The 19,512-nt window shown below is 62.2% G+C and carries 24 protein-coding genes; 1 reads left to right on the forward strand and 23 read right to left on the reverse strand.

All coding sequences use genetic code 11. From position 1 onward, the window contains the following. Positions 1–49 precede the first annotated feature (49 nt). The 21 genes from V6617_RS10100 to V6617_RS10200 all read right to left on the reverse strand — a co-directional run bounded on the left by V6617_RS10100 (position 50) and on the right by V6617_RS10200 (position 17,647). Positions 50–1,198 carry a phage tail protein gene (locus V6617_RS10100; RefSeq protein ID WP_338606857.1) on the reverse strand — a complete coding sequence of 383 codons (1,149 nt, stop codon included), beginning with the start codon at positions 1,196–1,198 and terminating at the stop codon, positions 50–52. Beyond that, positions 1,195–2,052, reverse strand: a complete 858-nt coding sequence (locus V6617_RS10105; protein WP_338606858.1) for a baseplate J/gp47 family protein — start codon at positions 2,050–2,052, stop codon at positions 1,195–1,197. The genes V6617_RS10100 and V6617_RS10105 overlap by 4 nt, the downstream gene beginning before the upstream one ends. After that, the gene (locus V6617_RS10110) at positions 2,049–2,441 is read right to left on the reverse strand and encodes a GPW/gp25 family protein (RefSeq protein ID WP_338606859.1); all 393 of its coding nucleotides are present in this window, start codon (positions 2,439–2,441) and stop codon (positions 2,049–2,051) included. Before V6617_RS10110 ends, V6617_RS10105 begins: the two co-directional genes overlap by 4 nt. After that, a complete protein-coding gene (locus tag V6617_RS10115; protein ID WP_338606860.1) occupies positions 2,438–2,617 on the reverse strand; it encodes a hypothetical protein in 180 nt (59 codons plus the stop codon). Before V6617_RS10115 ends, V6617_RS10110 begins: the two co-directional genes overlap by 4 nt. A 14-nt stretch (positions 2,618–2,631) precedes the next feature. Continuing rightward, positions 2,632–3,150 carry a baseplate assembly protein gene (locus tag V6617_RS10120; RefSeq protein ID WP_338606861.1) on the reverse strand — a complete coding sequence of 173 codons (519 nt, stop codon included), beginning with the start codon at positions 3,148–3,150 and terminating at the stop codon, positions 2,632–2,634. Positions 3,151–3,170: 20 nt separating this feature from the next. Further along, positions 3,171–3,980: a hypothetical protein gene (locus V6617_RS10125; RefSeq protein ID WP_338606862.1), complete on the reverse strand. Its 810-nt coding sequence runs from the start codon at positions 3,978–3,980 to the stop codon at positions 3,171–3,173. Beyond that, the gene (locus tag V6617_RS10130) at positions 3,977–4,348 is read right to left on the reverse strand and encodes a hypothetical protein (RefSeq protein WP_338606863.1); all 372 of its coding nucleotides are present in this window, start codon (positions 4,346–4,348) and stop codon (positions 3,977–3,979) included. Before V6617_RS10130 ends, V6617_RS10125 begins: the two co-directional genes overlap by 4 nt. A gap of 3 nt (positions 4,349–4,351) precedes the next feature. Further along, positions 4,352–4,828, reverse strand: a complete 477-nt coding sequence (locus V6617_RS10135; protein WP_338606864.1) for a hypothetical protein — start codon at positions 4,826–4,828, stop codon at positions 4,352–4,354. A gap of 110 nt (positions 4,829–4,938) precedes the next feature. After that, entirely contained in the window at positions 4,939–5,949 is a 1,011-nt protein-coding gene (locus tag V6617_RS10140; protein ID WP_338606865.1) for a major capsid protein, read from the reverse strand. 41 nt (positions 5,950–5,990) lie between these two features. Continuing rightward, entirely contained in the window at positions 5,991–6,371 is a 381-nt protein-coding gene (locus V6617_RS10145) for a head decoration protein (RefSeq protein WP_338606866.1), read from the reverse strand. Between the two features lie 3 nt (positions 6,372–6,374). After that, positions 6,375–6,791, reverse strand: coding sequence for a hypothetical protein (locus V6617_RS10150; protein ID WP_338606867.1), 417 nt, complete (start codon positions 6,789–6,791; stop codon positions 6,375–6,377). Between the two features lie 125 nt (positions 6,792–6,916). Beyond that, the gene (locus V6617_RS10155; RefSeq protein WP_338606868.1) at positions 6,917–7,831 is read right to left on the reverse strand and encodes a S49 family peptidase; all 915 of its coding nucleotides are present in this window, start codon (positions 7,829–7,831) and stop codon (positions 6,917–6,919) included. A 2-nt stretch (positions 7,832–7,833) separates the two neighbouring features. Next, positions 7,834–8,094, reverse strand: coding sequence for a hypothetical protein (locus V6617_RS10160; RefSeq protein WP_338606869.1), 261 nt, complete (start codon positions 8,092–8,094; stop codon positions 7,834–7,836). Next, on the reverse strand, positions 8,091–9,746 hold the full coding sequence (locus V6617_RS10165) for a phage portal protein (RefSeq protein ID WP_338606870.1): 1,656 nt from the start codon (positions 9,744–9,746) through the stop codon (positions 8,091–8,093). The genes V6617_RS10160 and V6617_RS10165 overlap by 4 nt, the downstream gene beginning before the upstream one ends. Further along, complete coding sequence (locus tag V6617_RS10170; RefSeq protein WP_338606871.1) at positions 9,743–11,731, reverse strand: terminase gpA endonuclease subunit; 1,989 nt, start codon at positions 11,729–11,731, stop codon at positions 9,743–9,745. Before V6617_RS10170 ends, V6617_RS10165 begins: the two co-directional genes overlap by 4 nt. Continuing rightward, on the reverse strand, positions 11,728–12,330 hold the full coding sequence (locus tag V6617_RS10175; protein ID WP_338606872.1) for a hypothetical protein: 603 nt from the start codon (positions 12,328–12,330) through the stop codon (positions 11,728–11,730). The genes V6617_RS10170 and V6617_RS10175 overlap by 4 nt, the downstream gene beginning before the upstream one ends. A 148-nt stretch (positions 12,331–12,478) precedes the next feature. After that, complete coding sequence (locus V6617_RS10180) at positions 12,479–13,066, reverse strand: phage tail protein (RefSeq protein ID WP_338606873.1); 588 nt, start codon at positions 13,064–13,066, stop codon at positions 12,479–12,481. A 117-nt stretch (positions 13,067–13,183) separates the two neighbouring features. Beyond that, positions 13,184–13,831, reverse strand: coding sequence for a hypothetical protein (locus V6617_RS10185; RefSeq protein ID WP_338606874.1), 648 nt, complete (start codon positions 13,829–13,831; stop codon positions 13,184–13,186). Between the two features lie 404 nt (positions 13,832–14,235). Then, positions 14,236–16,008, reverse strand: coding sequence for a phage/plasmid primase, P4 family (locus tag V6617_RS10190; RefSeq protein ID WP_338606875.1), 1,773 nt, complete (start codon positions 16,006–16,008; stop codon positions 14,236–14,238). Beyond that, positions 16,005–17,237, reverse strand: a complete 1,233-nt coding sequence (locus V6617_RS10195) for a DUF7146 domain-containing protein (RefSeq protein WP_338606876.1) — start codon at positions 17,235–17,237, stop codon at positions 16,005–16,007. The genes V6617_RS10190 and V6617_RS10195 overlap by 4 nt, the downstream gene beginning before the upstream one ends. Next, the gene (locus V6617_RS10200; protein ID WP_338610677.1) at positions 17,234–17,647 is read right to left on the reverse strand and encodes a DUF4326 domain-containing protein; all 414 of its coding nucleotides are present in this window, start codon (positions 17,645–17,647) and stop codon (positions 17,234–17,236) included. Before V6617_RS10200 ends, V6617_RS10195 begins: the two co-directional genes overlap by 4 nt. A 59-nt stretch (positions 17,648–17,706) precedes the next feature. Between V6617_RS10200 and V6617_RS10205 the strand changes: the two genes are divergently transcribed. Then, entirely contained in the window at positions 17,707–18,552 is an 846-nt protein-coding gene (locus tag V6617_RS10205) for a hypothetical protein (RefSeq protein ID WP_338606877.1), read from the forward strand. A 20-nt stretch (positions 18,553–18,572) separates the two neighbouring features. On the opposite strand, the gene V6617_RS10210 is transcribed toward V6617_RS10205, so the two are convergent. Both V6617_RS10210 and V6617_RS10215 read right to left on the reverse strand, forming a co-directional pair. Beyond that, complete coding sequence (locus tag V6617_RS10210; RefSeq protein WP_338606878.1) at positions 18,573–19,064, reverse strand: GNAT family N-acetyltransferase; 492 nt, start codon at positions 19,062–19,064, stop codon at positions 18,573–18,575. Continuing rightward, positions 19,061–19,501: a hypothetical protein gene (locus V6617_RS10215; RefSeq protein WP_338606879.1), complete on the reverse strand. Its 441-nt coding sequence runs from the start codon at positions 19,499–19,501 to the stop codon at positions 19,061–19,063. The genes V6617_RS10210 and V6617_RS10215 overlap by 4 nt, the downstream gene beginning before the upstream one ends. Positions 19,502–19,512 lie beyond the last annotated feature (11 nt).

Raw genomic sequence — 19,512 nt, forward strand, 5'->3', positions numbered from 1 at the left:
ATAAAGCTCGGCGGCTGGCCGCCCGGCGTGCAGCCGCACGCGGAATCGCTTACGGCGGAGCTGGCGCGGCCAGCGACAGCAAGAATTTTACCTGTTCGCGGACCGTCGTACGCAGACCGTGGCCGAATGGGCTCTCCGCCAGCTCGTGGCCGCCGACAAGCTCGGCGGGCTCCAGCCACAGCCGCCCGGGCTTCACATCCGGGCCGCGTGTTCCCCCAAAAACCAGAGCAACAGTGTCACCAACAACCTCGTCCACGTCGCCGAATTGCGTCAGCGCTTCGACATAGATGCGTGTCGCCAGGTCCTGACATCCATAGGTCGTCCCTGCAAACCGGTATTCACCATCGGCTTCCGACCAGACCCGGCGTACGACGCGGCATTTGCGATGCCCGACAATCTGGCCAGCATCGTCATAAAACCGCAGAAACAGTTCTCCGTCCGTCAATGCGGAAATGATCGCCCGCTCCCGAATGGCTTCGGCGCCACCACTCACCCACGGCGTGGCGACGCGGGTCCATGCCGTTTCGACGCCGATCCAAGCCGGCGAGGCGTCAATCGGCAACTGCCAGTCCGGCTCGATCCAAACTCCGGCCGCCTCGAGTTCAGCCTTGCCCAGTTCATAGGCAATTTCAGTCGTCCGGCCAAACGACCAAAGAGTGCCGCCCGGGGTTGTTGCGGTACCGCTCTCATGATCGAGATAGGAGGCATCAATGACGCTATGGTCTCCCTGCGCTGCCACGACATCATAGTGATGCACGCCGCGCCGAAGGTGCGAGCGTAGCGGGACCGACAGCCGAGTGACCGCTTCGATACGCTCCAGATCGGGCACATCCGCCACCGGCAAGGCGTCGAAGCGAAGCTGGAACGAATTCCAGAAGCGCCGCGCGCTCAACGCTTCCTCGATGGCGGCGCTGTAGCCAACCCAGCCCAACCCGATCGCCACGGCGCTGACCGTCCCGCGCAAGCGCTGCCATGTCAGTCCCTCATCGATCAGCTCGTGAATGCCGGGCACATAGGGCGTCAATTCCCCCAGCCCATACTCCCAGATAAGAAACGGCAGCATGGAGGTTGTCGGCTGGTTCAGCTTGGCCCCGACGATATCGTCGATCCCGGCCCCGATCGCGACGGCGGGAACCATGCCATCGGCAAGAACACGCTCCCACGGCGTCGAGCCCGAGGGCAGAAGCGCCGAGGTCAAAATGCTCTCCCGCGATTGTTGAGCGTGACCGTGCCCAGCCCGGCCGCCTGATCGAACGGCATGACGACGTCGGCGGCCGGCGTTGTGACGGCAACCCGCTGCACGCCATCGACCTGCAACATGGCGGTGATCCAGCTCATCGTGACATCGCGCCCCAGCGAAAGGTCGGCCCATGCCGTCACGAGACCATCCCGCGCCAGGGCGATCGTGCTCTCGGGCGCCTGCGGCAACAGCCAGATATCGGCGACCACATTGACAACCTGCTGGGCGGCACTGGCCACGACGATCACATCATTGACCATGCGCACGTCCGGCGCCTGCAAGGCCGCATCAACGGCCGCGAGAAGCAAAGGACTTGCCACCCCTCCCGCCTCTGTCGAAAACACGGCCACACGCACGGTGGGATCGCGCCCGACGGTATAGACGGCTGCATCGGCGACCCGGACGTCAGCACCCAGCGCTATCGCCCTGTAGCGCGCCTCCGTACCGCCCGGAGACCGCCCCTGAATGGCAAGAACGATCCGGCGCCGGAGCCGTTCATCATCCTCGCCCGCCAGGCGATAGACGTCATACCATTGCGCCAGAACATCGAGGTCCCCGCCCGCGGCATAGGCGAGAAAGGACGACCGGATCGCTTCGTTGACCCGTTGGCGCAACAGAACGTCCTGATACGCCGACACCTGCAAGAGAATCTGCGCCGGGTCTGTTTCGAGGTTTTCGACGTCATAGTCGATACCTGCTGCGGCAAACAGCGTAACGAGCCGGTCGCGCAAAATCTGTAGCCGGGTCTCATACCCGATCTCTTCGACGATCGACGGCGGCGGCAGGCTCGCCAGTTCGGGCGGCAAGGTCATGAGGTCACCCAGCGTTGCCCGGAATAGCGCAAAATCATCGTCCGTGTTCCCTCAAGCGCGAAATCGCCACGATGGGCGTTGGGACGCCAATCCACTTCGATTGCGATGCCAGCCTGCCCTGTTCGCACGGCATCGACCGAACCGGTAAACCACACTGCCCTGACTCGAAAACGCGGTTCCCAGACGTCGATGGCCGCCGCGATCAACACCATGACGACCGGGAAAAGGTCAGGGCGCATCAGCCGGCCAAGCAGCTCGACGATGCCAGCCCCGAACTGCCGGCGCATGACGCGCTCCCCGATCGGCGTTGCGAAAATGACTTCGACCGATTGGCAGGCCGATGCGAAATTGTCGATGGCAGCGCCCGTTCGCCGGTCGATGCCGCTCATTGACCGTCGGCCTTGCGACGGCGCCGGCGCTGGGGTATCGGCGCGGGACGGATACGTCCCAGCGCCCGATCGTATAGCGCCTCGGCATCGGTCAGCGAAACGCGCCCGGAGCGCGACACAGCGCGGCCATTGACCCGATTGACCCTTGCCGCCACGCTATAGTCTTTCTTGTCCATGATCCCGTCCTTGCCTATTGCGCCGAAACGACAGGGCTGCCCGTAACGATGGGCCATTGCCCGGCCGAGGATCCTGCGCCGATCTCAACGATATCGCCGACCCGCGCCACTGGCTGGCCACCCGCCCCGCCCAGATTGACCGTCGGGGCGTTGATTGTGACCGGCGAGGTCGCATCCACAATGAGCCCGCCATCGACGGCCGTAATGGTGAGCGGTCCGAACCCGAACCGGACAATTTCGGCATCATCGGCGATTGGAGGGTTCTGACCCGAAAAACCGCCTCGGATCAAAAACCCCTGGCGTGGATCGCCATTGGGATTGACCATGCCGACCACCTGCCCGACCGACAGCGGCACCCAGCTCGAATTTTCGCCACCCGATTCCGGATGGGGATACCAGGGCGAAAGAAAGGGGCCGTTTGCACCCTCCCCCAGTTTGATCCGATAGCCCCGTGAAGGATCGACCACGGCCACCGGCCCGACCTTGAGCGACGCGCCGAACGCCTGTTTGAGCCGCTCGATATCAATTTTCATGGCAAGCAGATCCGTCAGCATCACTTGGCCTCGCTTGTGCCGATACCGTCGACTTCGACCACGAGTGTCCCGGATTCGACTGGATCGCCTCCTTCGTCGAGCTGTTCGATCCCGCTCAGAGCCACCGATTCCGCGTCCGCCAGGCCTAGCGTTCGGCTGCGTTTCACCGATTGCAGACCGGCACCGGTACCGAGAGCGCTGCGAATAAGGCTCGCCTGCGCATCCGCTTCGCTCGATCCCAGGGCATCGAGGGCCAGCAGGAACCGGGAAAACGCGCCACCATCCTCCAGCTCTGTGCCGCGCACCGGATCATCGACAATCTGGCAGGTCATCTTGATCTGATGACCGGCCAGCCGGACCTGTTGTGCGTCGTCGGTGCGAACGCGATCGATCTTGACCACGACGGGGCAAAGGGCCCTCCAGATGTCGGCCCAGTCATTGGCCGGGTCAGACAGGGCGTCCATGATCTGCCGACCCACCATGTCGAGATAGAATTCGAAAGCCGCGTCGGTGCCCGGCACGCCGGCCATCACCTGCTGACGTTCCGTCTCGGGATCGCGCACCAGCATGGCTGCGGTAATCCCCATCTCGAACGTGATCTCGCAGGTTCCCCCCGTATGGAGCGCACGCGGCTCGTATTCGCGGATCAGTGCCTGGCCGTCATTTGTATAGACCGCCACGAACCGGCTCTCCGATTCCGCGACCAGCGATCCGTCCGGCCCCAGGCCGATGGCGCCGATTTCGCTATCGAGCACTTCGGTTCCTTCGAACAGACGCCCTTTGAGCGCATGCACGGCCGATATGCGGGCTGCGAGGCGAACGAGGCTCATGAGCCGGCCCGCCCGCTTTCCGAAAGATGACAGATCAGGCGCGTCCGGTTGCGTGTATCGGTACGCATCACCTCGAAATAGGCATCACCCCGCGCCGGCACCTTGATCTCGTCGCCCCGGGCAGGAAGGATATCCGGATAGCGCGCCCGGTCGACATAAAGCAGTGCCGAGGCGCCCGTGATTTCAACGTTCCATGCCTGCCCTCGCCCTCCCGCCATCGATTGCGCGACCTGCGCGGCCGTCCGCAGGACCGCCTCGATGTCCACCGGCGCCCGACCATCCTTCCAGATGATGCGGACGGGCTCGGCGAACACCCGATCGACGGCGGCGACCGTTCGGTCGCGCAGGGCGTGATAGCGGGCGGACACAGCTTAGCTGTCCTTTTGCCCGGATACCTTGGCCTTCTCTTCAGCGGCCTTTACGATGCTGGCCGCCTCGGCCTCGGCCGCTTCGATGATCTCCTTGGCCCTGGTCTCTGCCGAAGTGATCATCTCGGCGGCCCTGGCTTCGGCCTCTTCGCCGACCTTTATCGCCTTGGATTCGGCAGTGTCGGTGATCTCCTTGGCCTTCGTCTCAGCCGCCGCGATCGCTGCCTTGGCCCTTTCATCAGCGTCAGCCGCGACCTGGTCGCCATCGGTGGCCTGTTTGACCTTCGATGGCTTGCTCGGCGCGTCCTTTGCGTCCGGATCATAGGCGACCCTCTCATGGATGAGGTGGTCGGCATAATCGGCGGGCACCGCGACGGCCTTATGCGGCGGCACGGTCTGCTGTCTGCCGGTCAGCGAGTTTTCGCGGGCAACTATGCCGCCGGCTGGAAAGGCGATCTTCTTGGTCTTGGGTTTGGACATCGGAGGCTTCCTTTCGGTTGGGGGGATCGCATCCTTCAGATGCCATCGCCGCAAACGAAAGGCCCGGTACCAGGACCGGGCCTTCGCAAAATCGGTGCGGGTGTCCGCGATCAGGTCAGCGTTAGTCGCCGCAGGACCTTCGGACGCGTGCAGATAGAGATCGCGTTCATCTGCACTTCGAGATGCCGCCCCTTGCCGTTCTGGCTCGAATACTGCTTGGCGTAGAACGGCAGGCCTTCTGTATTCACGGTCTCTTCATAATCGGCCGGTGCGAACCGGGTGATGAAGAGCTCGGGAACGCCCTTGGGCACCACCCGGGCCTCGTTTTCCGCGATGTATGGCGAGCCGAGATCTGCTGTCGCTTTCGCTCCGGTACGGTAGCGTTCCCAGGTCGCCCCGCCAAATGTGAAAACATCCGGGACGTCCTGGCGGAGAACGGCGGCGCCACTATGATAGAGGAACGTGTCGCGCACAGATTTGTGTTGCCACAGCGCCTGATGAAACCCGCGACCGGTGAAGACGTGCAGTCCATCATACGGCTCGTCCAGGTCGTCCTCGATGCTGTAGGTGACATCTTGAAACAGCTTGGTCACGACCGTGGAATCGACGTCCAGCTCAAGCGAGACGGCGGCGGGTACCGCGATCTCGAACCGGCTGAACAGATTGTGCAGAACCTTGCCGGATTTGGACGTGACGACGCCCTTGATTGCCCCAACCCGCTGATGTTCCAGCGTCATGGTCAGATCACGCGCGTGCCGTTGAGCCTTGCGCTCGATGCGGCTCTGGAGGGTTTCGAGTTGGTCCTCGGTACCGAACTCGCGAACGTTCTGGACCTCGTCGGCCTTGATGAAGTCATCGCGCTGATAATGTTCGATATCGAACGGGATCTTGCGACGATCGTCGTCGCCAGTCGTTTCGCCGGCGCCGCCGCGAAGGGTCGGCTCAACCAGCGAGATTTTCCCGTCACGCTCCTCGATCGACACGCGCGTCGTGGTGACGCTGTCCTCTTCGAAAATCCCGGTCGCACTGACCTGACCGGGGCGGTAGGATTCCTTATTAATGGCGGCGGTAAGGCTCTCGATTGTAAAGCCATCGCCATCCCAGATGTCGGCTCCAGGCATCGACGTTCTCCAGATGTGAGTGAAAGTGAGATGGCCCGGCGTTACCGGACGATTATGCCGATCGCGGCGAGCTGGGCATGTTTGGCCGCGATCTTGGTGTCATCATCGACGCTGTCGTCGAAAACGAGCATGAGCTTTTTGACTTCGCCGTCGCGCGCCATAACCAGTGCCTCGACTTCGTCGTCGGTGGCATCGACGCCATAGGCGAGGATCGCCTTGGCCGTTTCCGCACCCTCGGAGTCCACGACTTCGGCATTGGCCGAAATTGTGTACGTCTCATCGGCTGTCACCATGCCCAGCACGGTACCGGGCACGAGCTTGCCCGAACCGGCTGCGATTGTGACAGTTTCATACGACCGCGTGCGACTGGATTCCGAGAGAACGAAACCCAGATTGCGGGGACGTTCGTGTTTGATGTCCATGGTCTAGCCCTTCGACTGCTTGGCGCGAGCCGAATAGATCTCGCTCCGGTTGATGGTGGCCTTCTTGGCGCCGGCGCGTTCCTGTGGCGCGGCAAGACCGGCGGCATTGAGCCGCTCGGCCTCATAGGTCGCAGGATCCTGCCCTGAAGCGCCCGCATTGGCCGCAACATTGGCGATCACATATGCCGAGACGTCGGCGGCCGCCATGGCGGGCGACTTGACCGCGAGGTCGAGCGCGGCCGCCATCCGGCCCCCGTCGCCCTTGATGCCCTCGGCACCGAGGACGTCGCCCAGACGAGTGGTTGCCTCCGTCGAGCCGGCCGCATGGCCTTCACCACGCGCTTTGTCCACGGCCGCCTCGTGCTCGGCTTCCGAAAGGCCCGCATTCTTGGCAGCGGGCTTGCCAGGGGTCTCGCTCATGGATTGTCCTCCTGGTTGCGAGTGTGCGTGCCCGCCGGGGGCGCGCGGTTCGTCCTCGACAGAGGACATCTCGACCGGGCCCGCGACGGCGTCGCGGACTGCGGCCAGCATCGAATTGGCCATGGTTAGGGTCTCCCGTTGACTTCGGCGATGAAGGTTTCGAACGCTTCCTGCGGATCGCCGACCGCATCGACCAGCCCGAGGCGGGCGGCTTCGCTGGCTTCGTAGGATCTGGCTTCGCTTTTGAGCGCGTCGGCTTTCGAATACCGCTTGCCGCGCCCCTGCCCCACAACCTCGGCAAAGCGCAGCCGTATGGCTTCAACCCGTGCCTGCCACTCGGCCCGAACCGCTTCGGGCAACGGCTCGTAAGGATTGCCGTCGACCTTATGTTTTCCGGCGTGGATGATCGTGACCCTTACGCCCTCGTTTTCCAGCGCTTCGCTCCAGTCGGCGTGCAGCGTCACGACGCCGATCGACCCGGCGCCGCCGAATTCGGGGACAATGATCTGCCGGCACTGGCTGGCCAGAAGGTACGCGGCCGAATAGGCAAAATCGGTCAGGATGGCGATGGTCGGCTTTTTGGCCGAAAGCTGCCGTATGCTTGCCGCCGTTTCGAACGCGCCATTGACCATGCCGCCGAAGCTGTCCACCTCGAAAACGGCTCCCTTGACCTCATCGCGACCGGCCCGGGCGATCTGGGTTTGCAGGCCCTGATAGGACGTTTCCCCCGACGACTGACCGATCCAGCTTCCCTTTTGAACAAGCGTACCCTCGATCGGGATGATGGCGACGCCGTCGATCATGTCGAACGGCCTTGCACTGTAGCGATCATAGGTCCGCCCGAGACGGTCACCCAGCACACCGGCCGACGCCCGCCCCCCTGAAAACGCCGTATGATCGACGCCGCCATCGCCATTGACGATCGTGATATTGGTCCCGGTCAACCTTGGTCCGAAAACCCGCACGAAAGTTTCCGCCTTGCCGGGGTGGTAAAGATGGGCCTGGTCGAACAGCGCTGCGCTGATGCGATCGAGCGACATGGTCATTGCCTCCAGCGGACGCGTCGGGCGCGACCGGCCATCCGCCCATTCGCCTTGTCGCATTCGCGTTGATAGATGCCGATGAGCTTTTCGAGGTGTCCGCCATTGGCGGCAGTGAACCGGACCTCGTCCTGGTCGAACCGCGTCATGGCCACCGATTCCCCCGTGGCAATAACCAGCTGCGCCTTCCTGAGTTCGCGCAGCACGTCACACGGCTTGTCGATATCGACCTCGACCCCGCCGATCATCACCACGTTGCTCATGACCGTTTCTCCGGTCGATCGTCGGAATCGTCAGGTTCGTCTTGTACGGTCGAGCTCGATCGGCTGCGCGGAGCGTAGGGGCTTTGCATGCCGGCCTCTTCATAGCGCTTATGCAGAGCGACGCGCTGGTCAAACAGCTCGTCCGGATCGACGCCCAGATCGCCGGTTTCGATCTCGATCGACGATGTCGCGTTCTGCAGCCGCTCGGTGCTCGCCTTGGCGCTTTTCCCGTCGTCGGCCGTGGGTTTGCTCGGCCCCTGCCATTGTGCCCAGAACATGGCCTGTTGATTGGCTTGGAAGGCCCGATAGCCGCCCTTGAACGGAATGCGGCCTTCTCCGACTTCTTCGTCCAGCCAGGCTTCGAATATCATCTGTTCCTGCGGCGCCGCGATCCGCTCGCGCCGGCGCATGACGACGGGCCAGATCGAGGAATTCTCCATGCGAACGCTCGAGTAGGTGGCGCCCCGATGATCCATGGTCAGCCCGCCATAGGTGGTGCCGATGGCCCGGGCCATGTCACGGCTCAACGCGGCCGAAAACGGCTGGTATTCGCCGCCGGGAGTTTTCGAACCGTGCAGTTCAAACCTCTCGCCCGGAGCAAGATGGCTCACCTGCGGATCACCGGAAAACGAGATCGTTCCTTCGCGCGCCGCCTCGAGCTGCGCGCCGAGCAGGCCATAGAAATCCTCGGCAACCGCCTTGCCATCGGCCGAAGCACCGTCGCGCATCGCTTCAATGGCCTCGAACGCCTCTGCAGTCGGCGCGCCGCTGGTCAAAGTCGCCGCAAACAGGGTTTGCAGGATCGCCGTCTGCAGCGTGGCATCGTCGAGCATCTCGTGCTGGATGTGCTTGCGGAACGCCGCCGCCATCACCGAAATGCCTCGAACGTCCGTTGCATCCACCGGATCGAAGATGTGCATCACGATGGCCCGTCCGCGCGCGTCGCGCGCCGGCCAGCGCCGTTTCGTGACAAAGCCCGTCTGGCGCTCCTCGAACAGATAGCCGGTGGGGCGGCCATCATCGTCGTGATAGACACCCTGGAACAGGTTTTCGAGCGACGAGGTGTCCTGGACGAGCCGCATGGGTGGCACCAGGCACACCTTCGTGCCGGTGGTAATACCGAGGCGCGCCCGCTTGGCCCTGCTCATATACGTGATGACGCCGGTGACCTCACCGAATGCCATGTTCCAGCGCAGGCCTATGTCGATCATTTGCGGCACGGTGAACTTGCCGCGATAATCGCATTCGCGCGGGTTCCACGCCCAGCGCTTCCAGCGCTGCTTGACCAGCTTGATCCAGTCGGCTCGCTCTTTTTCGCTATAGCCGAGCCGCGTCATGACGTCGGGGTCGGGCCGATAGTTGAGCGTCAGCTCGCTCCCTACGGTATCGGCGATCACCTGATCGGCAACACCGCGAAGGCGCCCCGAATTCTGGATGATATCCAGTGCCAGCGCCGCCGAACGACGCCACGCCACCCGGATATCGTCTCGGCTCTCACGCAGGGCCGATGGCCGCGTCATGAAGACACCGGATTTGGTATCGCGCAGATAACCGCCGCGCGCGCGCGGCGGCGCAAAGCCTGCGTCCGGTGACCGTCCGGCCGAAACCGGCAAATTTGCCGATTTAATCCGGCCAGTCCTGGGCACCTTCATGACCGCCGTCTCCATTTCTTTCGTTTTTCGGCGACGCTCGCTGCGGTCGGCGCGGACTGGGGCGCCTCGGCGCTCCTGGCCGCAACGGTTTCGGTCAGTGATGACAACAGATCGAGCGGCTGGCTCGGGACGATCCGTGCCCGCAACTGCGCCCAACCGTCCCTGGTCAGTTTCGACATGCCGAGCAGCTCAGCCATGGCCATCGCGTAGATACGTACGTCGAGCCAGTGATTGTCCCGGCGGATTTTTTCCCAGCCTTCGCGCAGCTTGCCCTTCACCAGCTTGCGCTCGAAATACTCGGCGGTGAGCTGCTTGAAATACGCCTCGTCATGAAACTGGGCGAAATGGCAAAAGCCCGCCGGGTCTTCCGGTTCGCCCGAATGCACGCCGAGCTTGTGCAGATTTCCCATCAGTTCGCCCTTGAGCCCCCAGGTGCCGACCGGCCAGACCTTGGCGCTACCAATACGGGAGCGCTTGCCGTTCTTTCTGATCGAAACCTTTTGAGGCGTTCCGATCGCGGGAATTCCGCGCCCGGGCATGCCTTTGACCGCATAGGCCAGCGGTCGCGAGGCGCACCAGCTATAGACTTGGTTGGCCCGCAAGCCGTCGCCCGAGTCCACGGCCATCGCCTCGATACGGCGATCCTGCCCATAAGTGTCCTGAAACGCCGTGTTCAGGAACGCGTCCAGTTTCAGCCAGGCACCGGCGTTGACGTTGTCCGTCGGGCCGTCGAGATAGGCGATGGTGACCGACCAGCTCTGGCGATCCTCGCTAAACGCCACGGCCTCGACCATGATGTTGTCGTGGTGGACGTCGGCTCCAGCGACGAAAATCAGTCCTCTGGCCGGAACGATCCCTTGCGAATAGGTTTCCCTGCGCTCGTATAGCCGCTTGTGATCGGGCGCATCCCCCTTCATTGCATAGGGCAGGCCGCCAACCAGGTTGGTGAAATTCTTGGCGCCCTCTTCGCCGTGCTTTTGCTGTTCCAACCAGTCCTCGGCGATCGCCTCATAGCTCATCATCAGCGAGATGAACGCATCGACGTGAAAGCCGGGGTGGCGCGCTTCGCCCTCGGCTGTCGGAACGAACTGCCCCGCCCTGACCGCCGGTACCCGCTCCATTTCGCTGATGTGGTGGCCGCAATGCGGGCACTCATAGCTCGATTTGTGCGGGTGCGCCCTGTCGAGGACGAACCCGTCCATCTCCTGATAGAAGTTGTTCCGACACTCGGGGCAATCGATGAACCAGAACCGCTGGTCGCTGCGCCGAAAGCTCCGATCGATCCGGCAATGGCCCGGTTCGTCTCCCATCGGGTCGCCGCTGTCGACTTCCGGCGTCGACAGCTCGAGGATTTTCCAGAGCTTCAGACGCCGGAATGCCGTGAACCGACCGAAAAACAAAACCTCCGGATCGTCGCCATTGGGGCTGTTGCCCCACTTGGAGACTTCGTCCTTTACCCCGTATCGCGCCGTGTCGCCCGAAAGGTCCATGACCGAATTGGTATTGGCAAGGCTCAATGACCCGCCGGCGAACCGCTTTTCATAGGTGGTCGATCCGCTACCCGACCGCGAGACGTTGGGCAGGATGATCCGCTTTTTCGTCTCCCGCTGCCATGCGTCTATCATCGGCTGCAACTTTTTGCCGTTGACGTCCTGCAGAGCGTCGATGCCCGGCACCGCGTAAAGGATGTTGTCCGGGGCCGTCTCGGCCAGATAGAGCGACCAGGCGAGCGCCAGGATCGAAACGCCGGTCTGTTGCGACTTGCGGATCGAAACCAGATTGGCCGGATGATCGATATCGAGGACGTCGGCGATCGGCCCGAGATAGGGCGCGTCGGCCTCGCTCCAGAATTCTCCCTTCTTGGGCCCGTCGACAAGAACGATATTGGCGGGCAACCACTGCCGGAACGGCATCGGCGGTACGGGCCGCGTCGCCGCGCTCAACCTCTCCGCCACCATGCGTGCCGCGCCGGGATGAAAATTCATTCGTCCGCCCCCGCGATCACCTCGTCGGTCTCGGGCGCGGCTTTCGCCATCTCGGCTAGCGCGTCGGCAATGCGGGTGTTTATCTCCTGGGCGATCTTGCGCAGTTCCATCCGCGCCCCGCTCGTTCCCTCCTTGGAAACCGCCAGCGCGATATCGTCGGCCCGGTTCTGCAACCGGTTGACCTCGCTCTGGATGGTCCGTCCGGCCTGCGCCAGCGCCTCGGCCAGTTTGTCGGCCCTCACGAGACTGCCCTGCTCTTCGGCGTGCCGCAGTTTCTCGCGCTGCAGATTGAGCCAGGCCTGTTGCCGCAGGGCTTCGTCGCGCGAATCCTTGAGCCGTTGCGGTTCCGCCCCGCCCTCTTCCACGCCTTTGGGGGCCTGGGATTGCGCGGTGTTTCCAAAAAACCCCCGGTGATGATCGTAGTGCGCCAGGCTGACCTTGATCACCCGGTTCCGCGCGTCGCGCTCGACCGGAATATCGTCATGGTCGCGCAGCAGCTTGGCCAGCGTCTTGCTCACCGCCTGCTTGGACACCCCGTCCCGCGCCGCGATCTCTCCCGGGCTGTACATGACAACCGTGCTGTCAACGCCAGTAGCCATTCTGACAACCCTGACAACCGTTCGCCCGCGCCTGAGAAACTGACAAAATCTCGGGCCGCTTCCGCACCGCAGGCTGGGAGGGGAAAATACGGTCCCTAAAAGCGTTGCCGGTCCGCCACAGCCCCCAAAGCCCCGGAAATCGGTGAGATCAGGCGAAGGCGCCGCCGGTCAGGCGGTTGATTTCGTGTGCGAAGCGCACCGGCAGGATTTGCCGCACCGCACTCTCGAATGCCTTAGCGGTTTCCCCCTGCACCATCTCGGCGGGGATGATCACACCGGATTTGAGCTTGGTGATCGGCGTGCGCTCGCGCCCGTCGCGTTCGAACACATGACCATGAAAGCGCGGAACGGCCACTCGATGGGGGAAACGCCCGCCTCGCATGAAGCTGGACGCAAACACCTCGCGTTTTCCGAACGGGGCTGCGCTCACACCCTTTCGCGTTTCGCGCGGCTTGAAATATTTGAGCGAGATATCACCGCCCTTGGCCCGCATAACATAGGCGATCCGATCATAATTGGCCCGCGTGGGCTTAACCGCCTTGCGCAAAAGCTTTTGCTGCAGCCCGGTTTGCCCAGCCAGCGCCCGCACCACGCGCGTGCGCGCCATGTCGCCGGTGCGATTGACCGCGCGCCGCGAGGCGTTGGCAAATTCGAACTGGCTCCCGACCATGCGGGCCGCGCGCTCGAACATGCGCATATTCTCGATATCGCGCCACTGGATTTCCATGGAGTGCATGGCGCCCCCCGAAACGGCAAAACCCGCCGGGCTTTCGCTGGCGGGTCGGAATCAGTCCTAATCTGTTGTCCCGAACATTGTCAAATTCCCAATGACAGTCAATCCCCCAGATGGGCGTCAGGCGCGGCGGACCATCTTGCCTTCGATTTCGACATATTCGCGGGTCCCGCGTTTCCTCGGCTTTTCCCGGCTCTCCAAGGGGCCATCCGGAGTGTGGATAACCGGCTTTTCCTCAAGCCACGGCTCAAAGGGGGCTTTGGGCCCGGTTGCCTCGTGGGTAGCCATCACCGTGTTGAGATGTGTGGCCAGATCCTGCAGCCCGACCCACCACAACCGATAGGTTGCGCGGAAATATTCCACCTGTTCCTTGCGCCAGCCAATAAATTCCATCACCGGCTTTCTCGGCGAGCGATAATCTCCCGGCTTTTCGAACACCCATGCCAGCTTGCCGTTTGCCGATTTCTTCTGAACGAAATCCCCCACGCCCTCCTCGCACCAGTCGGGTCGCTGGCCGATCCGGCCGTGTCGGATGATCAGTTCGGCGACGTCCGGTGCCATCGCGTCGATCCCGGCCCGAACCAGAAGGGCGTCATCGTCGCTTTGCAGCGAGACCGATGGCGTCGAAATTCCCGAGGTATCGATCCGCGTTCCCAGCGTCATCAGGTTGCCGCCCGAACTCTGCCCGGTCGACCAGCCCAGACCCTGGTCGAGCAGTGCCCAGGTCACCAGCCGTTCGATATCGACCTGCTCTTTAGCTTTTTTCACTCTCGTTCCCCTCATGAGGGTTTGTGACAGTTGAAACAAACTGTCGGAGACAGAAAAGGGCGAGGGTTCAATGGGTTATGACAGTCGTGACAGCTCTGACAGTTTACCGTGCATATAAGGCTGAAATTATTTCCGGCGACAGCCTTGGGACCACCCGGACCCCCTCACAGCTATTATACGCGAAGGGAACTGTCACAACCGTCACGAAATTTGCGTAACACGCTGTTTTTGCTATTGAAATTGCAACCTGACAGTTGCATTCAATCTGTCGAAAACTGTCACAACTGTCATGTCGCCGCGCGGCAGCGCGGGTGACAGTTGTGACTCCGCTCTTATCTTGTGAGGGGGGTGCGGGGCGGCGGCAAAGCGGCGGGTTGGACGCCGGGTCAGTCAGCCGTTAATCGTCAGTCCTCTGGCAATGGCGGCTCGGGGCGTTCATCGTCGCGGGGATCGAATTTATCGGTCAGGTCGACGAAGATGACGTCGAGATAATCGACATGGCTGCCCCGCTTTTTCTTGTAGCCCAGCGAGTTCATGCGCCGGCCAAAGGCCGTTTGCTGGTAGGGCTTGATGCCGTTGGCGTGGCACCATTTTTCAAACTGGGCGTGCATGTCGCCGGCGTTGATCCTGTTGCCAGGCTTGGGCGCGAGGCAAGCGGCGGCGAAAGTTCCGACCGGATCGCGTTCCTCGCGATAGTCATCGGTGAACTGGGTTACCGACATCGGGATGTAGGGCGTCAGGCCGTGGGCCAGGTAAAGTTTTACCCCCTCGATCAGCCAGTTGAGGATACCCGATCGCTCCTCATCGAACATGGCCAGCATGTCCCCGAACGGGCGCTGGTTCTCGGGCGGTATGGTCACCGCCCAGTGGATGATCAGCAGGCGGCGCCAGATTCCGTAATCGGTGCCCGACACTGTCGGCATGTCGTTGCCGCTCATTACGGCGACGAATTCGGGATCGAACTCGAAGATTTCCTTTTGCAGGAAGCGCGCCACCATGCGTGTGCCGCCGGTCAGGGCCTTGATGAGGTTTTCCTTGAGCGGTACGTCGCGCGGCAATTCCTCGATCGTGGCCAGTCGGGTCGAAACAAGGCGGGCAACGTCTGAATTGGCTTTCGATCCGTCGCGCTGGGCATCGCCGGTAATCGTTGCAGGATCGACAACGGCCCGATAGGGCCCTGCCATACGGCCGATGGTCTCGATAAACACCGATTTGCCGTTGGCGCCGCCACCGTAGTGATAGAACAGCTTCTGGGCGTCGTTGCCGCCGACCAGAAGCGCAAAGCCATGGCTGACCTGCAGGAAGGTCCGGATATCGGCGTCGGGCTGCATCTGCTCGAGGAATTCTATCCATCGCGGGCATTCGGCCTTGGGGTCGAACGCCACGTCTGCCGTCTTGGTGATCATGTGGGCGCGATCGTGCTCGATCAGTTCGCACTGCCCGACGTAGCGTGGATCCTCGGGATCGGATTCCTCATCCTCGACTCGAAAAAACTTCAGCGTCCCATTCTGGACGTTGAACAGTTTCTTGTCCTTGTCGAGCCGCTCGGGGTTTGTCGCCTTGCGGCTGGCGGCCTGTTTGAGCATGGCGTCCGTTTTTCCCGAATTGCCCGAGGACACGCCGAAGGTGCGGCGGGCACTGCGCTTCTTGCTCAAGGCTTTGCGAGCCTCGAGCGACTTGTTGAGCACGTCCACTTCCTCGCCCGTGCGGTCGGCCGCAGGCTTGAGGGCGATCTTGTCGGCGAGCGCAATCAGCCGCCGGACGCCGGGCGTCGGCTCGATGAACCACACTTCGCGCTTGATCCAGTCCACCAGGTCCTGGGCTTTGAGGCGGACCGCCAGATCGGCTTCGTCGCGCTCCCAATGGCTGCCCCTGAATAACAGCCACCCCATGCCGGGAACATAGGCCAGGTCGAGCCCGTACCAGATGATCAGCCGGCGGCCATTGTCGCGATCGTTCTGATCGAGTTCGGCACAGACCCGCAGATTGTCAATTTCCTCGGGCGTGAGCATACCGAGTTCATGGCCGCGCTCATTGCTGCTGTCGTCGCCGGCATCGAGTTGCGCTCCATCGTCAGCCCGCTGGTCATTCGCCGCGCTACCATAAAGCCCGAACCCCTCGTCCTCGACTGCTTCGGCCTGTTCGAGCTGCCCCTTGATGATATTCTTGCCGCTCAAGTCCCTGCCCCATTTGCAACGCCGGCCGGAGCCCGGCCGGAGCCAATCTCGGCCGCCATGGCCATTGCCGCGTCGTTGAAATCCTGACCCTGTCCCGGTGCCGGGACGATGAAGCCCTTAAGGCCGGGCCGCAGGCGCCTGGCACGCCGCAAGCCCCGCGTGAGCTTTTCTTTGAGTTTTGAACCTGGCCCGTCGCCATCATCGAGATAGAACAGTTCCTCGCACCACTCGGGCGGCACGAAGGCCTCATCGTCGGCCATGTCGGGTTCGTCCTGAACGAATTTCCGCGTTTCGAGGCGCAAGGCCCGGCCGGCCATGTTGTTCGAATTGACCAGCGCCCAATAGGCAGTGTCCGGCTCGAACCCGTAAAGCATCACCGAAACGGTCGTTTCGATCCCCTCCCCGCCCACGAGCCGGCGCGGGTTCGGCGGCGTAAAGAGCCGGATGGCGCCGCGCTTTTGCGTGCCCAGTACCTTCTTGGTGTCGCGTTTCTTGCCGCCCGGCCCGTCGGGAAGGATCAAGCGCCCCTTGGGCTGGGTCAGGTCGATCCATGTTCGGTGGGCTCCGCAGAACACCCCATCCGGATCCTGTATGCCTGCGACCATGGCGTCCGCCTTGGCGATGATGTCATAGCCGCCATCGGCGCGCTGTTCGGCCCAGTTGAGCATCGGCGCATACCGCAGGCAGGTCAGAGCATCGGGAAAGCGCGCGAGGAACGAACGGACATCGAGGCCGCGCACCATGAAATACTCGAAAATCTCATGGCCGGGCTCCCAATGGACCTTATGCGTACTGTCCCAGATCTTGCGCCCGGCCCTGATTGCCTTCCGGCGCTTTTGCTCGCCGATCTCGATCTGCTTACTCTTTTGCTGCTCTGCTTCTCTGGCGAGCTGCGCGGCGCGGTCGGAATCGATCGGCTCGTCGGCCGTCCGGCCAGTGATGATCTCGCAGGCAGGGATGAAATCTACATCTCGGACTTCCATGACCAGCCTGATCACCCCCTCTCCCTTGATGCCGCAGCGGCGACAATTGAAGACGTTCTTCTGGGTGTTGATCGAGAACCGGTCGGACCCGCGCTCACCCTTTTTCGGGTCATAGCCGCATTTCGGGCAGGGGCCGACACGCTCGATACCGGGCGAGAGGTACCAGCGGCTGCGGATCGCCCAGCTTTCGCAGGTTGTGCGCAGCGCTTCGTTCTTGAGGGCTTCGAGATGCGGCGGGAGGGTCAATTTGCGAACTCCAGCAGCACGTCGCAATGGCAAGCCATCTCGGGATCGCACCAGCAGGCGAGATTCCTGCCGCGCAGGTAGATCGGCGCGACATCGACAACGGAATGAGCGCCAAAAGAATATGCGTCGCCACCGCGATCCGGCCTCGGCATTCGAGTGTAGGGAACAGTGACAAATCCCTCTTCGGCCATTCGGCGATAATGGACCACACAAGCGGCGTGCTGCTCTCCGCGATCGGTCAGATGTGCCCATGGGGCGCCAAAAGCGTCGACGCGATAGGGATTTCCCCATTTGGATGGTCGCGCACAGTTAACGGCGGGCAGCCCGTTTATGGCAAGGGAATGGGCTTGAAGATCAAAGCCCTTGGCGCGGGAAAGGCGCAGGCGCACGGGGATCATATGCACGCCCATTTGACTTGATGGCTGGAAAAGGCCCAAATCGGCAGCGAGCTTGGGGGACTAGATTGCGCATGCCGACATTTGGATGGCTGGTTAAGAGAACTTATCTGTACGTGATCATTTTTATGATCGGCGCATGCACAGGAATTGCCCTTTTGATCCTTTTTCCAGGGGTCGCCGTTCCTATGCCCAAGCCGATTGACTTCCCTCTGACCAATCTTACAGCCCAATTGATGATGGCGAGCGCTGCCTGGCTGGCCATCCCAATAACAGCCGCCTCGGTGGGCATTGGGCTGTACAGCCTCTTTCTCATCCGCGAGAACCTGATCGAAGCGCGCAAAATCAGCCACGAGGCCGTTCGAAGCGCTGATGCTGCCGAAAAGGCTGTAGCTGAGGCAGCAATAATGGCCGAAGTCACGGAGACCATGGGAAGAAAGCAGGTCAGAGCTTATCTTGGGGTCAGAAACGTCGTTATCGCGCGCGAGATGAGCCTTTCGGACCGCGAAAGAGGCATCTTTCTCAGCTGCGAGGTTTTTAATTCCGGCCGAACGCCAGCGCGCATCGCCAGTGTCACGGCTAAGGTCACTGTCATGCCACGGAGCGCACAAAATTGGGTGGGTCCCGAAACAGCGTATTTTGAAAGGACTTACCCGCTGTCCAACATTCCAGCGGACGATACCGAACAGTTCGACAAAGAATTGGAGGGATTTCACCTCTCGCCGGAATGTGTCGCCGCGTGCGAGTTGAACGGCGCCACCTTTCGCGCAGAATTGGCGGTGCACTACACCGACGTATTCGGGGACCGGCACGAGAACCCCGATGATACGGTAGAGTATCATCTTCACAAGTCGAAGCCGTGGACGCCCCCCACCAAAATGAATCGAACACTGATCCGGTACGATCGAAGTCAGCTTTGACGAGGGCACTCTCGATACACTCATTCAGTCCCCCAGTTTTCGTCGTAACCGAGACTGGCTCGGCCGGCACCAACGGTGCGGTTTCGAATCGATTCGCCCTCCCCGACGTCCAGCGACATGATCGTGTAGCGCTCGCAATAGCCGACGCTGGCGGCGAGGCCGCGCATGGCGGCGTTGTCGAGCTGTGTGCCGAATTCGAGGCGGGTCAGTGCCATGTTCGCCGCCTCGCGCCGCGCGGCGGCCAGCAGCTTTTTGCCAAGCCCCTTGCCGCGATAGGCACCCTCGACCCAGACAAGGTCGATCCAGGCCTTTCCGTGGCCGGTCTCGTAAAAGGTCGCAAAGCCGATCGGCGTCTGCCATTGCGTCACGGCCAGGACGCAGCATTCGCCGCCCGTCGGGCCGTCTCGATCGAGCGGAAACGCGCCCACGGCCTGCCCGAACGCAAAACTGCTGGCGACATAGGCCAGGGCGCTAGCGTCATCGGCGAGCGGATCGAGGAAACGAATGGTCATGCTCTTGCCCTCTCTTCGGCGTAGCCGCCCCATTGGGTCGCCAGCGCCTTCGCCATTCCGGGAAAGAAGCGGCTGCGCTCATGGCCGCGATTGGCGCTGCGCGGCATGCGCCAGACCCGATTCCAGGCCTTCCATTCGTCGGTGCCTCTCTCCGGTTCAGCCAACCGATCTGTCGGCTGCAGCGGATTGAGACCGCGCAGATACCACCCGGTCGCCTTGTATTCGGGATGGCCAAACCAATGCGGCTGGACGGTGTGAGGTTTTGGCAGATCCTCGGGCATGCGCGATTTGGCGATGTCATGCATTTCGGGGTTCTCGATCGCCACCCGTTCAATTGGCGCTCGCCAGCAGGCTATGAACAGATCGAGACCCTCTTCGAACTCGGCCTTCATGCTGTCCCAGGTCCGTCCGACCGGTAGTTTTTTGGGCGGTGTCATATGGCCCGGCC

The sequence above is a fragment of the Pelagibacterium nitratireducens genome, assembly GCF_037044555.1.
Classification (GTDB): Bacteria; Pseudomonadota; Alphaproteobacteria; order Rhizobiales; family Devosiaceae; genus Pelagibacterium; species Pelagibacterium nitratireducens.